Raw genomic sequence first — 13,604 nt, 5'->3', positions numbered from 1 at the left:
AACGGCCTACTGGCCGATCGGCACGAAGTCGGACCAGGGCGTCTCGCTGATCTTGACCCCGGCGTCCCAGAGCTCGACCTTGAAGTGCACCCGGCCCTTCTCCCGCAGGTCGAAGTTGCAGTCCACCGGGTCGCCCTTGGAGTTGAGGTCCTTGCACTCGACCACCCGGCCGTAGTCGGTCTCGGCGACCGCCTTGATCCACATGCCGTCCTTGTCGGTGTCGTGCGCGAACAGGTGGTCGCCGATCGCCTCGAAGCACCCGGTGCCGCGCTCCCGCCCCTGGTAGCTGAGCTCCTGGCACCACTTGGTCTGCACCGGTTGGGCCGGTGCCGTCTCCGGGTCCCCGCCCGGCTCGACCTCCTCGGACACCGGCTGCTCCGACGAGGCCGGCTCGGACGCCGGGTCGGCCGGCTCGTTCAGCGAGGTCGGCGGGTCGATCGGGATGGCCTGCCCCGGCTCGGTGCGCATGGTGGTCGCGAAGGCCACCACCCCCGCGACCACGGCGAGCACTCCCGCGCCCGCGGCCGCGTACGGCCAGCGGGCCCGCCGCGACGGCGCGGCGGTCACCGGCGCGAACGCGCCCGGGACGGCGGTCACGCTGGTCAGCGCCTGGCGGGCGGCCCGCGCCAGCTCACCGGCGCTGGCGTAGCGGTCGGCCGGGTTCTTCGCCATGCCGCGGGCGATGATGTGGTCGAACTCCCGCGGGATGTCACCGCGGGTGGCCGTGGGCAGCGGCGGCGGGTGGTTGAGGTGGGCGTTGATCAGCGAGGCGGCCGTCTCGCCGACGAAGGGCTTCGCACCGGTCAGGCACTGGTAGAGCACGCAGGCCAGCGAGTACACGTCCACCCGGTGGTCCACCGGGCCGTCCTCGAAGCGCTCCGGGGCCATGTAGGCGAGGGTGCCCACGGCGTAGCCGGTGGAGGTCAGGTTCCCCGAGGCCCGCAGCGAAGCGGCGATGCCGAAGTCGACCAGGTAGGCGAAGCCGTTGTCGCCGACCAGGATGTTGGACGGCTTGACGTCGCGGTGCACCAGGCCTTCCGCGTGCGCGGCGTCCAGCGCCTGCGCGATCTGCTCCAGGACGACCACCGCGTCGGCCGGGCGCATCGGGCCGTTCGCCGCCAGCAGCGAACCGACGTCGCTGCCCTCGACCAGCCGCATGTCCAGGTAGAGCCGACCGTCGATCTCGCCGTAGGCGTGGATCGGGATGACGTGCGGCTCCCGCAGCCGACCGGCCGCGTGCGCCTCCCGCTTGAAGCGGTCGCGGAACTCCTCGTCGGCGGCGAGGTTCGCGGCGAGGAGCTTCAGCGCGACGACCCGGTCGTGGCGGGTGTCGTAGGCGCGCAGGATCTCACCCATGCCGCCGCGCGCGATCAAACCCTCCACGCGGTAGGGGCCGAACTGCCACTTCACGGTGCGCAACTCCTCAAACCGACGTTCGGGTCATCCTATTGGGTGACGCACGGCACGCGGCACGCCCCGATCGCCACCGCGCACCGACACCGCCGGTGAACATTCCACTACGAAACCCCCGCACCCGGTTCACCCGCCGCGCCCGGCCTGCTAGAAGAAGTGGATCATGCTTTGGCGTCCGGATGCGGAAAGGACCGGTCCCCCGATGTCGACCGACGCACGCAAGATCGATCGCGGTGAGGAGCTGGGCGGGTGCCCGGTCAGCCGGGGCGCCGACGGGGTCTGGCTGGTCCGGGGCCACGCCGCCGCGCGCGCCGCGCTGCGCAGCACCGACACCGTCCAGGCCGGGCTCGGGGTGGAGACCGTGGAGAAGATGCCGGGCAAGATCCGGCGCCCGGTCCTCTACCGGGACGGCCCCGAGCACCGCGAGCACCGGCGGCAGACCGCCAAGTACTTCACGCCGCGCCGGGTGGACGAGGCCTACCGGGGCATCATGGAGCGGGTCTCCGACGAGCAGCTGGCCAAGCTGCGCCACACCGGTCACGCGCAGCTGTCGGAGCTGAGCTTCAACCTCTCCATCGACGTGGCGTGCGCGGTGATCGGGCTGACCGAGAGCCGCCCCGGTCTGGCGCAGCGGCTGGAGCGGTTCTTCCCGGAGGAGTTCGGCGAACCGGGCTTCACCAGCATCAACGGGCTGTACTGGGTGTGGCGGCAGGCCCGGAACTGGTCGAGCATCTTCTTCAACGACGTGCGCCCGGCCGTGCGCGCGCGGCGCGCGCAGCGCCGCGACGACCTGATCTCGCACCTGCTCGACGAGGGCTGCACGTCGGCCGAGATCCTCGGCGAGTGCATCACCTTCGCCGCCGCGGGCATGATCACCACGCGGGAGTTCATCAACCTGTCGGCTTGGCACCTGTTCACCGACGACGCGCTGCGCGAGCGCTACCGCGCCGCAGAGGAGACCGAGCGGATCGCGATCCTGCACGAGCTGCTGCGGCTGGAGCCCGTGGTCGGGCACCTCAAGCGGCGGGCCACCGCGCCGGTCGAGCTGCCCGGCGAGGACGGCGAGACCGTCACCGTCCCGGCCGGTGAGGTGATCGACGTCCAGGTCAGCGCGACCAACACCGACCGGCGCGCGGTCGGCGAGGACCCGCTGGCGGTGTGCCCGGCCCGCCCGCTCACCGACGCCACCGCGCCGGGGATGTCCTTCGGCGACGGAGCGCACAAGTGCCCGGGCGCCCACGTCGCGATCCTGGAGACCGACGTCTTCCTCTCCAAGCTGTTCGCCCTGCCCGGGGTCGCGATGCGAACGCCGCCGCGGGTCTCGATGAACGAGGCGATCGGCGGCTACGAGCTCCGCGGCATGGTCGTCGAGCTCCAGTAGGCGGCGCGCCTCAGGGCGCGGGGAGGATCCGGCCGGTCACCTCGCCGAAGCCGATGCGGCTGCCGTCGGCGCCGGGTGCGGTGGCGGTGATGGTGACCTCGTCGCCGTCTTCGAGGAACGTGCGCTCCTGGTCGCCGAGGCGCACGGGTTCCCTGCCGCCCCAGGTGAGTTCGATGAACGCGCCGCGCTGGTGCTTGTCCGGACCGGAGATGGTGCCCGAGGCGTAGAGGTCGCCGGTGCGCGTGGTGGCGCCGTTGACCGTCATGTGCGCGAGCATCTGCGCCGGGGACCAGTACATCTCGCGGTACGGCGGGCGGGAGACCTCGTGGCCGTTCCAGGACACCGAGAGGTCGATGTCCAGTCCCCACGGCTGTGGTTCCTTCAGGTACGGCAGCGGTTCGGGGACCTGCGCCGGGGTTGCCACGCGCGCCTGCTCCAGAGCGAGCAGCGGGACCACCCACGGCGAGATCGAGGTGGCGAAGCTCTTGCCGAGGAACGGGCCCAGCGGCACGTACTCCCAGGCCTGGATGTCGCGGGCCGACCAGTCGTTGACCAGCACCGCGCCGAACACCCGGGTGGCGAACTCCCCCGTCGGCACCGCGGTGCCCAGCTCGGAGCCGGTGCCGACGACGAACCCGAGCTCGGCCTCGATGTCCAGGCGGCGGCACGGGCCGAACGTCGGGGCGTCCTCGCCCGGCGCCTTGCGCTGCCCGCGGGGGCGGACGATGTCCGTCCCCGACACCACAACCGTTCCACCACGCCCGTGGTAGCCGACCGGGAGGTGCTTCCAGTTCGGCATCAGCGGTTCGGAGTCCGGGCGGAACAGCCGACCGAGGTTGGTCGCGTGGTGCTCGGAGGCGTAGAAGTCGACGTAGTCGGCGACCTCGATCGGCAGGTGCGTGCGCACCTCGGCCACCGGGTGCACCGCGCCGTCCGGCACCTCGCCCGCGACCAGCTCGGTGATCTGCTGCCGCACCTGCACCCAGCGGTCGTGCCCCTGGGCCATGAAGGCGTTCAGCGTCGGCTGCGCGAACACCTCGTCGCCCAGCGCCGCTGCCAGGTCCACGACGGAATCGCCCACCCGGACGCCGACGCGCGGCCCGGCCCCGGGGGTGGAGAAGACGCCGTAGGGCAGGTTGGCGAGACCGAACAGCGAGCCGTCCGGGATGTCGATCACTCGGGTCCTCCTCCGCTGAGCACCTCGGCCGGGACCAGGCCGAGGTCGACCAGTTCGGTCAGGGGTTCGGCGATGCTGCAGGTGCCGAAGGACAGGAAGCGGTCGCGCGCCGCCGCGACCCGCACCCGGTCCAGGTTCGCGACCCGCTCGGCGACCTCGCGCGCGTCCCGCTCGGCCAGCACCGCGGCGATCTCCCGCTCGTCGGCGAAGTCCACCGCGGCGTCGGTGGCCAGCAGCAGGTTCAGGTAGCCGTGCTGCTCGAAACCCGTTGCGGGATCGGTGTTGCGGACCGCGTGGTGCAGGCCCGCGGTGGCTTTGAACGGGACCCCGGCATCGACCACCGCGCGGATCGCGGCGGCCAGCTCCGCGTCGTCGGGGTACAGCTCGGCCTTCACGCCGCCGGTGCGGAACTTCGCCCGGTGGCGGGTAGCAGCACAGGTGCCGATGATCTCCGGGCGGCGCTCGTCGCGGGGCACTTCCACGAACACCGCCACGTCCTCGTCCACGTCCACCGCGTCGAGCGCGTCGAAGAACTCCGCGGGTGTTTGCCAGTCGGGGACCGCGACTTCCAGCGCGCGCAGCCGGACCGGCAGGGACTTCACCGCGTTGAGCGCGGCCGGGAGCTGTGCCGGGCCTTTCGGGGCGGCGATGGCGAGGTCGAGCTGATTCCCGGGCTCGACCAGCCCGGGCAGCTCCGTCAGCGCTGGTGCGGCGAGCACCAGCGGTCCGACCAGCTCGGCGTACGGAGATGCGGTGTGCCGCAGGTGCGCGGCCACGGCGTCGGGCAGCGGGGAGAGGCCGGGCGGGAAGACCGCCGCGTCGTCGCACAGGCCCTTGGCGAAGTTCGGGATGCTCACCCCCGCGGCCCCCGCCCCGCCCAGGTCCAGGCGTAGCCCGGGTCCTCGGCGGCCCGGCCGCCCTCGCCCAGCTCCAGCGGGCGGAAGGTGTCGACCATGACCGCGAGCTCGTCGAAGAACTCCACGCCGATGCTGCGCTCGTAGGCGCCGGGCTGCGGGCCGTGCGAGTGCCCGCCGGGGTGCAGCGAGATCGAGCCCTGGCCGATGCCGGAGCCCTTGCGCGCCTCGTAGTCCCCGCCGCAGTAGAACATCACCTCGTCGGAGTCCACGTTGGAGTGGTAGTAGGGCACCGGGATGGACAGCGGGTGGTAGTCCACCTTGCGCGGCACGAAGTTGCACACCACGAAGTTCTGGCCCTCGAAGACCTGGTGCACCGGCGGCGGCTGGTGCACCCGGCCGGTGATCGGTTCGAAGTCGGCGACGTTGAAGGTGTGCGGGTACAGGCAGCCGTCCCAGCCGACCACGTCGAACGGGTGCTCCGGGTAGACGAACCGGGTGCCCACGATGCCGCGGCTGCCCCGGTGCTTGACCAGCACCTCCACGTCGGTGCCCTCGGCCAGCAGCGGTTCGGCGGGACCGTGCAGGTCGCGCTCGCAGTAGGGCGAGTGCTCCAGCAGCTGGCCGAACTTCGACAGGTAGCGACGCGGTGGGGTGATGTGCGAGTTGGCCTCGATGCAGTACGCGCGCACCGGATCCGCGCCCCGCGGCACCCAGCGGTGCGTGGTCGAGCGCGGCAGGAGCACGTAATCGCCCTGCCGGAACGGCAGCGCCCCGAACACGGTCTCGACCACGCCCTCGCCGGATTCGACGTAGACGCACTCGTCGCCGATCGCGTTGCGGTACAGCGGGGAGGTCTCGCCCGCGACGACGTAGGAGATCCGCACGTCGGCGTTGCCCAGGACCAGCCTGCGACCGGTGACCACGTCGTGGCGCTTCCACTCCTGCCCGCCGAACAGGTCGTGCAGCTTCAGGTGCCGCGGGCGCAGCGGGTGGTTGGGCTCGGTCTCCAGGTCCGGCAGTTCCCAGACGGTGGAGTCGACCAGCGCCGAGGGGAGGTTGCGGTGGTAGAGCAGCGAGGAGTCGCTGGAGAAGCCCTCCTCCCCCATCAGCTCCTCGTAGTACAGACCTCCGTCGGGCCTGCGGTGCTGGGTGTGCCGTTTCGGCGGAACCTCGCCGACCTGCCGGTAGTACGCCATCGACCTCGCCTCCTCGCAGCGGCCTGGGGCTTCGGCTCCCCGGCGCGACTGGTCAATGTATTAACCACATCCACGCACCGCAACAGCCTCGGCACCGTCAGTTGCGACCGCGGATGTCGAACTGGTCGCGGTTGGTGATCAGCTTGTTCAGCAGCATGACCAGGATGCGCTGCTCGGCCTCGGTGAGCACGCTGGTCCACTCGTGCTCGCGCTCGTTCTGCGCCCGGAACACCTCGACCATCTCCCGCTGCCCGCGCTCGGTCAGCGACAGCAGGACCGAGCGGCCGTCGTGCTCGCCCGGCGCGCGGTCCAGCAGCCCGTCGGCCACCAGGGTCTTGGTCAGGTTCGAGACCGCGGCTCGGCTCATCCCGGTCAGCTCGGCGGCCTTCTTCGCCTCCAGCGGCCCGGCCAGCCAGGTGACGAACAGCAGCCGGAAGCCCGACCAGGAGCGGCCGCGCGGGCGGTGCACCGCCGCCTCCAGGTCGTAGGTCACGATGTTGGACGCCCGGTTGAGGGCCAGCAGCACCTCGGTGGCCAGCTGGTGCCGGAACCCGTGCTCCGCGGCCAACCGGTCGTTGGCCAGCTCCACGAAGGACCAGAAGTCCAGCTCGTCCGCCGCCATCGCACCTCCCGAGAAAGTAAATGCTTTGACTATCTCAGGCGGTGTTCCGGGGTACCAGCTGAGGCCGCTCTCAGCGTCTCAGCGTTATCTCAGCGCACATCGGTCACGCTGGGCGCAGGACTCGACAGGAGGACTCGATGAAGCGCAGAAATGTGGTGCTCGCCGCGACCGCCGGAACCGCGGCCGGGGTGCTGGGCCTGACCGCGCTGGCGCTGCCCGCCGGCGCCGGCGCGGCCCCGGCGCTGCCGCCGGTGGCACCGGAACAGCTCGTGGAGTCGGTGATGCGCGCCGAGCCACCGGCGCTCACCGGCACGGTGTCGGTGGACAACGCCCTCGGCCTGCCCGCCCTGCCCGGCGGCGAGGCCACGCAGCTGCTCGCCGACGGGACCAGCCGGTTCCAGGTGTGGGCCGACGGCCAGGGCCGCCACCGCGTGTCGGTGCCCTCGCACAGCGGCGAGCTGACCGTGGTCGACGACGGCCGGACCGCCTGGAAGTGGGACTCCGGCGAGCAGACCGCGACCCGCACCGAACACCCGGAGCGCGCCGGGCACGACGCTCCCGCCGACCCGGCCGCCGCCGCGCGCGGCATCATCGGCGAGCTCCGCAAGACCAGCGAGGTCTCGGTGGACGGCACGGCCAGCGTCGCGGGCCGCGACGCCTACGAACTCGTCCTGACCCCGAAGCCGACCGAGCGCACGCTGCTGCGCCAGGTGCGGGTCGCGGTCGACGCCGAGAAGCGCGTTCCGCTGGAGCTCTCGGTGCTCACCAACGGCTCCGCCGACCCGGCGCTGAAGATCGGCTTCACCAGCGTGGACATGACGGCGCCGGACCCCGGCCTGTTCCAGTTCTCTCCCCCTGCGGGCGCGAAGGTCGAGGACGGCGAGCAGCGCGCACCGCGGCCCGACCAGCACGCGCCGCAGCCCGGCGAGCACGCGGTTCCCGAGCACCAGGTCGTCGGCGACGGCTGGGACTCGGTGCTGGTCGCCGAGTTCCCGGCGAACCCCGAGCTGCGCCAGGTCGCGGAGCGGACCGGCAAGCCGATCAGCGGCCCGTGGGGCAGCGGCTGGGTCCTCGGCACCGCGGCGGGCAACGCCCTGCTGACCGAGGACGGCCGGGTCGCGGTCGGCGCCGTGCCCGAGCAGGTGCTCACCGCTGCGCTCGGCGAGGTGCGATGACCAGCGCGGTTGGCACGGCGAGGTCGTCGTCCGCGATCGCGGGCGGCGACCTCGCCGCCCGCACCACCGGGCTCCGCAAGACCTACGGGCGGACCGTCGCGGTGGCCGGGGTCGACCTCGCCGTGCCGCGGGGCGGCGTGGTCGGCGTGCTCGGCCCCAACGGGTCGGGCAAGACCACCACGATCCGGATGCTGCTCGGGCTCACCGCGCCGAGCTCGGGGACCGTGGAGCTGCTCGGCCACCAGCTGCCCGAGCACGCGGGCCGCGTGCTGCCCCGGGTCGGCGCGCTGGTCGAGGGACCGGGGTTCCACCCGTTCCTGTCCGGCCGGGAGAACCTGCTGCGCTGCGCGGCGATGGAACCGGCCCTGCGCGGTCCGGAGATCCGCGAGGTCGTCGAGCAGGCGTTGGAGCGGGTCGGGTTGAGCGCCGCAGCGGGCCGCCGGTACCGGGGGTACTCGCTGGGCATGAAGCAGCGGCTCGGGCTGGCGGCGGCGCTGCTGGTGCCGCGCGACCTGGTGGTGCTCGACGAGCCGACCAACGGGCTGGACCCGGCGGGCACCCGGGAGATCCGCCGGATCATCGCCGAGCTGCACGCCTCGGGCACCACGGTGCTGGTCTCCTCCCACCTGCTGTCCGAGATCGAGGCGACCTGCACCCACGTCGCGGTCCTGCACCGCGGTTCGCTGGTGGCGCAGGGCGAGCTGGCGGGCATGCTGGAAGCCGGTGCGCCGCACCTGCTGGTGTCCACTTCGGACACCGAAGGCGCGGTGCGCGCGCTGCGCGACAAGGGGCTGCAGGCCCGCGAGGAGAGCGGCTTGATCCGGGTGGAGCTGTCCGGAGCGGAATCCGACGAGGTGATCGCGCTGCTCGTGCACGCCGGGGTGCCGGTGCGCGAGGCGCGCCGGTCCCGGACCGGGCTGGAGGACCTCTTCGCGCGACTGACGGAGGAAGACCTGTGACCGCGATCGACCTGCCGGTGCGGACGTCTGCTCCCCTGGTCCGGCAGCTGCTGGCCGAGGTGCGGTGGGTGCTGCGCCGCCCGCGCAACCTGCTCGCCCTGCTGATGCTGGCCGCGCTGCCGGTGCTGCTGGGCACCGCGATCGCGCTCACCAGCGGCCCCGGTGGTGGCCGGGGCGGGCCGTCGGTCCTGGCGGCGGTGGCGGGCAACGGGCTGGTGCTGCCGGTGGCGGCCCTGGTGCTCGCCCAGTCGCTGCTGCTGCCGCTGGTCGTGGCGATGGTCGCCGCCGATGCCCTGGCGGGCGAATCGGCGCACGGCACGCTGCGCGGCCTGCTGCTGGCCCCGGTCGGCCGGGTGCGCCTGGTCGGCGTCAAGGCGTTCGGCGTGCTGGTGATGGCCGTGCTCGCCGTGTCCGTCGTGGCGCTCAGCGGGGTGCTCACCGGGCTGGTCGTCGTCGGCGGTGGTGATCTGGTGACCTTGTCGGGCTCGACGGTGCCGTTCGGTTCCGCGCTGGGCCGGGTGGCGCTGGCGGTCGCCTGGTCGGCGGTGCAGATGGCCGCCGTCGGTGCGATCGCGCTGGCGCTCTCCGCGCTGACCGAGCACCCGCTGGTGGTCGTGGTCGCCACGATGGGCGCGCTGATCACCTTCGGCGTGCTGGGCACCATCCAGGCGCTGGACTGGTTGCAGCCGGTCCTGATCACCACCGACTGGTCGGCGGTGCTGGGCGTGCTGCGCGATCCGATCGGCTGGGACGAGATGACGACCGGCTTGCTGCGCGCGGGCTGCTACCTGGTCATCGGGGTGTCCGCGACCGTGGTCCGCATGGTCACCAAGGACGCCTGAAGTTCAGCGCAGCACTGCGCAGAGCTCCATCCATGCTGCTCTCAGCAGGAGACGGGTCGTGCTCGGTTGCTGCCACGATGTCCTCGTCGAGCGCAGCCGGTGTAGGCGCACGTGAAACCTTCCGCTCGCTGGGTCGGGCGCTGCGGCGCTCGACCCGTTCCCCGACGCCTGGCAAGACCCCGTTGTCCCGCCAGGCCGCACCCGGCCGGGATCGCGTCCCGCCCGTTCCGTGCGACCGATACCTTGCCCGGTTCCGCCCGACCGGGCAAGGGAGTTCTTCGGGGCACCGCCGGTCGGGGGCTTGAGAATGCCTCGCCACGCCGTGCATGCTCGGCTGAGCGTTCGACCGCCTCACCCGGGCCGAGCACGGCGAGAGCACCGCCGAGGCAGAGGAGTGCGACCGGATGGACGAGGACCGCCCGCAGTACGACGCCGTGGTCATCGGCGCCGGGTTCGCCGGGATGTACATGCTCAAGACGTTGCGCGACGCGGGATTCCGGGTGCGCGCGTTCGAGCGGGGCGGGGACGTCGGCGGCACCTGGTACTGGAACCGGTATCCCGGCGCGCGCTGCGACATCGAAAGCCTCTACTACTGCTACTCGTTCTCCGAGGAGCTGCAGCAGGAGTGGCGGTGGACCGAGCGCTACCCGTCGCAACCGGAGCTGCTGCGCTACGCCCGCCACGTCGCCGAGCGCTTCGACCTGCGCCGCGACATCTCCTTCCGGACGGAGGTGCGCGCGGCGAGCTACGACGAGGCGCACGACCGCTGGGCGGTGCGCACCGACGACGCCGAGCTGACCGCACGGTTCCTGATCACCGCCGTCGGCTGCCTGTCGGCCACCAGCACCCCCGACTTCCCGGGCATCGACACCTTCCGGGGCGAGGCCTTCCACACCGGCCGCTGGCCGCACGAGGAGGTCGACTTCACCGGCAAGCGGGTCGGCGTCATCGGCACCGGGTCCTCCGGGATCCAGGCCATCCCGGTCATCGCCGAGCAGGCCGACCACCTCACCGTCTTCCAGCGCGCCGCCCAGTTCAGCGTCCCCGCGCACAACCACCCGCTCAGCGACCAGGAGCAGCGCCGGGTCAAGGCCGACTACGCGAGGCTGCGCGCCGAGGCGCGGATGTCGCCGAGCGGGATTCTCTGCGAACGGCTCGAGGTGAACGCCGTGGACGTGCCCCGCGAGGAGCTGCGGGCCGAGCTGGAGCGGCGGTGGCGCATCGGCGGGACGACGTTCTGCGCGGCCTACCCGGACACGCTGCGCGACCTGGCCGCCAACGAGCTGTCCGCGGAGTTCGTGCGCGAGAAGATCCGTGCCACCGTGCGGGATCCGGAGACCGCCGAGCTGCTGTGCCCCCGAGATCACCCGATCGGCACCAAGCGGATCTGCGTGGACACCGACTACTACGCCACCTACAACCGGCCGAACGTGTCGCTGGTCGACCTCCGCAAGCACCCCATCGCGGCGATCACCCCGGCCGGGTTGCGCGCCGGCGACCGGGAGTTCGAGCTCGACGCCATCGTGTTCGCCACCGGCTACGACGCGATGACCGGGCCGCTGAACCGCATCGACATCCGCGGCACCGGCGGGCGGCGGCTCGCCGACGAGTGGGCCGCCGGGCCCCGGACCTACCTCGGCCTGGCCTGCGTGGGTTTCCCGAACCTGTTCACCATCACCGGACCGGGCAGCCCCTCGGTGCTCAGCAACATGATCGTGTCCATCGAGCAGCACGTGGAGTGGATCGGCGCGCACCTGGTGCACCTGCGCGAGCACGGCGTCCGGCGCAGCGAAGCCGACGCGGAGGCCCAGCGCGAGTGGGGTGAGCACGTCGACGAGGTGGCCGCCGCGACGCTCTACCCGCGCGCCGCGTCGTGGTACACGGGTGCCAACGTGCCGGGCAAGCCCCGGGTCTTCATGCCCTACATCGGCGGGGTGGGCACCTACCGGGAGATCTGCGACGGCGTGGCCGCCGACGGCTACCGCGGATTCCGCCTGACCACCGGCTGATCCGGTTGCCCGGCCCCGCCCCCGGTGTTGCACTCGCCACCGAGGGGGGCGATGACTTTGACCGAACCGGTGTTCGACAACCTGCGCGCGCTGTTCATCAACTGCACGCTCAAGCGGTCACCCGAGCGCAGCAACACCGAGGGGCTCGTCGAGCTCAGCGCCGGGATCATGCGGCGCAGCGGTGTCGAGGTGGACCACATCCGGGCGATCGACCACGACATCGCCACCGGGGTGTGGCCGGACATGACCGAGCACGGGTGGGCGACCGACGAGTGGCCGCAGCTCTACGAGCGCGTGCTGGCGGCCAACATCCTGGTGCTGGCCGGGCCGATCTGGCTGGGCGACAACAGCTCGGTGACCAAGCGCGTGGTGGAACGGCTCTACGGCTGCTCGTCGCTGCTCAACTCCTCCGGCCAGTACGCCTACTACGGCCGGGTCGGCGGCTGCCTGATCACCGGCAACGAGGACGGCGTCAAGCACTGCGCGATGAACCTGCTCTACAGCCTGCAGCACCTGGGCTTCACCATCCCGCCGCAGGCCGACGCGGGCTGGATCGGCTCGATCGGCCCGGGACCGTCCTACTTGGACCCCGGATCGGGCGGGCCGGACAACGACTTCACCAACCGCAACACCACGTTCATGACCTACAACCTGATGCACCTCGCCGCGATGCTCGACCGGGCCGGTGGCGTGCCCGCGCACGGCAACCAGCGCACCGAGTGGGACGCGGGCTGCCGCCCGCACTTCGACAACCCGGAGCACCGCTGACCCTGGCACCCGGGTCGGCGGCTGCCTAGGGTTGGCCGGGAGGAGGTGCGCATGACCGAGCGACCGACGCCCCCGGTGTTCACCCGGGTGCTGCCGCTGCTGACGGCCGCGCCGGAACACCCGGACCTCGAGCGCGGCTACCTGGACCTGCTCGGCGGTCGGCCTGAGGCGCCGTCCGGGCCGATCCAGTCGTTCTGGGAGACCGGGTTCGGCTCGACCCTCTACGACCACGCGCAGTCGATCGCCCGCCGGGTGGCCCCGGGCTGGTACCGGCTGCCCCCGCGGGCCCGCCCGCCGGTCGGCGGCCGGGTGCTCGACATCGGCTGCGGTCCGGGCAACTTCACCGCGGTGCTGGGCCGCCAGGTCGGCCCGGCCGGGCTCGCCGTCGGCCTGGACGTCTCCGGCCCCATGCTGGCCCGCGCGGCGCGCACCCAGACCTCCGACAACGTCGGCTTCATCCGCGCCGACGCGCGCGAGCTGCCGTTCCCGGACGGCACCTTCGACCTGGTCACCAGCCTCGCCGCGCTGCAGCTGATCCCGGCGCCGGAGGACGTGCTGGCCGCGGCGTGCCGCGCGCTGGTCCCCAGTGGCTGGCTGGCCGTGATGGTCCCGACGCCGCACGACGGGCTGCTGCACGTGGTCTCGCGGCTCTCCGGCGACCGCACCGGGCTGGCCTTCTTCGACGCCGACGACCTCGCCGAGCAGCTGGACGCCGCCGGGATGCGGACGGTGCACACCCGCCGGACCGGTCCGGTGCTCTGGATCAGCGCCCAGCGCCCGGCCTGACCGTCACGACCGGCGGAGGTTGGGCCGGGCCTTGGTCAGGTAGTCGTCGATGGCCGAGAGGTGGGCGGTCAGCGACTCGATCCGCTGCTGGATCTTCGCCCGCTCCCGCTCCAGGTTGGCCAGCATCTCCGGGGCCACCACGCGCATGTGGATGGCGCCGGGCTGGTCCAGGCAGGGCAGGATGTCGCGGATGATCCGGGTGGGGATCCCGGAGTCCAGCAGGCCGCGGATCTTGTGCACCCGGTCCACCGACCCGTCCCCGTAGCTGCGGTGCCCGAGCTCGTCCCGCGCCGGCCGGATCAGGTCCTGCTCCTCGTAGTAGCGCAGCAGCCGGACGGACACCCCGGTCCGCTCGGCGAGTTCACCGATCCGCATGCCGCCATTATCCCGACCGGTCCGCGTGCGCCAGATCACGCGGC

General features: G+C 72.4%; 13 protein-coding genes. 7 read left to right on the top strand and 6 right to left on the bottom strand.

All coding sequences use genetic code 11. From position 1 onward, the window contains the following. Positions 1-6: 6 nt before the first annotated feature. Positions 7-1,410, bottom strand: coding sequence for a serine/threonine-protein kinase (locus tag F1721_RS32045; protein ID WP_150070579.1), 1,404 nt, complete (start codon positions 1,408-1,410; stop codon positions 7-9). Positions 1,411-1,615: 205 nt separating this feature from the next. On the opposite strand from F1721_RS32045, the gene F1721_RS32040 reads away from it, so the two are divergent. Beyond that, positions 1,616-2,794 carry a cytochrome P450 gene (locus F1721_RS32040; RefSeq protein ID WP_150070578.1) on the top strand — a complete coding sequence of 393 codons (1,179 nt, stop codon included), beginning with the start codon at positions 1,616-1,618 and terminating at the stop codon, positions 2,792-2,794. A 10-nt stretch (positions 2,795-2,804) separates the two neighbouring features. Here the strand turns inward: F1721_RS32040 and fahA are convergent, their stop codons facing one another. From fahA to F1721_RS32020, 4 genes are all read right to left on the bottom strand, one after another. Beyond that, on the bottom strand, positions 2,805-3,971 hold the full coding sequence (fahA, locus tag F1721_RS32035; RefSeq protein WP_150070577.1) for a fumarylacetoacetase: 1,167 nt from the start codon (positions 3,969-3,971) through the stop codon (positions 2,805-2,807). Next, positions 3,968-4,828 carry a hypothetical protein gene (locus tag F1721_RS32030; RefSeq protein ID WP_246155433.1) on the bottom strand — a complete coding sequence of 287 codons (861 nt, stop codon included), beginning with the start codon at positions 4,826-4,828 and terminating at the stop codon, positions 3,968-3,970. The genes fahA and F1721_RS32030 overlap by 4 nt, the downstream gene beginning before the upstream one ends. Next, on the bottom strand, positions 4,825-6,024 hold the full coding sequence (locus F1721_RS32025) for a homogentisate 1,2-dioxygenase (RefSeq protein WP_150070576.1): 1,200 nt from the start codon (positions 6,022-6,024) through the stop codon (positions 4,825-4,827). The genes F1721_RS32030 and F1721_RS32025 overlap by 4 nt, the downstream gene beginning before the upstream one ends. A gap of 97 nt (positions 6,025-6,121) precedes the next feature. After that, on the bottom strand, positions 6,122-6,646 hold the full coding sequence (locus F1721_RS32020; RefSeq protein WP_150070575.1) for a MarR family winged helix-turn-helix transcriptional regulator: 525 nt from the start codon (positions 6,644-6,646) through the stop codon (positions 6,122-6,124). A 137-nt stretch (positions 6,647-6,783) separates the two neighbouring features. On the opposite strand from F1721_RS32020, the gene F1721_RS32015 reads away from it, so the two are divergent. From F1721_RS32015 to F1721_RS31990, 6 genes are all read left to right on the top strand, one after another. After that, on the top strand, positions 6,784-7,821 hold the full coding sequence (locus F1721_RS32015; protein ID WP_150070574.1) for a LolA family protein: 1,038 nt from the start codon (positions 6,784-6,786) through the stop codon (positions 7,819-7,821). Further along, on the top strand, positions 7,818-8,780 hold the full coding sequence (locus tag F1721_RS32010) for an ABC transporter ATP-binding protein (protein ID WP_150070573.1): 963 nt from the start codon (positions 7,818-7,820) through the stop codon (positions 8,778-8,780). The genes F1721_RS32015 and F1721_RS32010 overlap by 4 nt, the downstream gene beginning before the upstream one ends. Continuing rightward, positions 8,777-9,622, top strand: coding sequence for an ABC transporter permease (locus F1721_RS32005; protein ID WP_150070572.1), 846 nt, complete (start codon positions 8,777-8,779; stop codon positions 9,620-9,622). Before F1721_RS32010 ends, F1721_RS32005 begins: the two co-directional genes overlap by 4 nt. A 404-nt stretch (positions 9,623-10,026) precedes the next feature. Beyond that, positions 10,027-11,631: a flavin-containing monooxygenase gene (locus tag F1721_RS32000; protein WP_150070571.1), complete on the top strand. Its 1,605-nt coding sequence runs from the start codon at positions 10,027-10,029 to the stop codon at positions 11,629-11,631. 51 nt (positions 11,632-11,682) lie between these two features. Next, positions 11,683-12,399 carry a flavodoxin family protein gene (locus F1721_RS31995; RefSeq protein ID WP_150070570.1) on the top strand — a complete coding sequence of 239 codons (717 nt, stop codon included), beginning with the start codon at positions 11,683-11,685 and terminating at the stop codon, positions 12,397-12,399. Between the two features lie 51 nt (positions 12,400-12,450). After that, the gene (locus F1721_RS31990) at positions 12,451-13,185 is read left to right on the top strand and encodes a class I SAM-dependent methyltransferase (RefSeq protein ID WP_150070569.1); all 735 of its coding nucleotides are present in this window, start codon (positions 12,451-12,453) and stop codon (positions 13,183-13,185) included. Positions 13,186-13,188: 3 nt separating this feature from the next. Here F1721_RS31990 and F1721_RS31985 read toward each other — a convergent pair whose 3' ends face one another. After that, a complete protein-coding gene (locus tag F1721_RS31985; RefSeq protein ID WP_150070568.1) occupies positions 13,189-13,560 on the bottom strand; it encodes a MerR family transcriptional regulator in 372 nt (123 codons plus the stop codon). Positions 13,561-13,604: the final 44 nt, after the last annotated feature.

The organism is Saccharopolyspora hirsuta (assembly GCF_008630535.1).
Taxonomy (GTDB): domain Bacteria; phylum Actinomycetota; class Actinomycetes; order Mycobacteriales; family Pseudonocardiaceae; genus Saccharopolyspora; species Saccharopolyspora hirsuta.
Note: the sequence above shows the minus strand (reverse complement) of the source record. Positions and strands in the feature narration are given on the sequence as shown.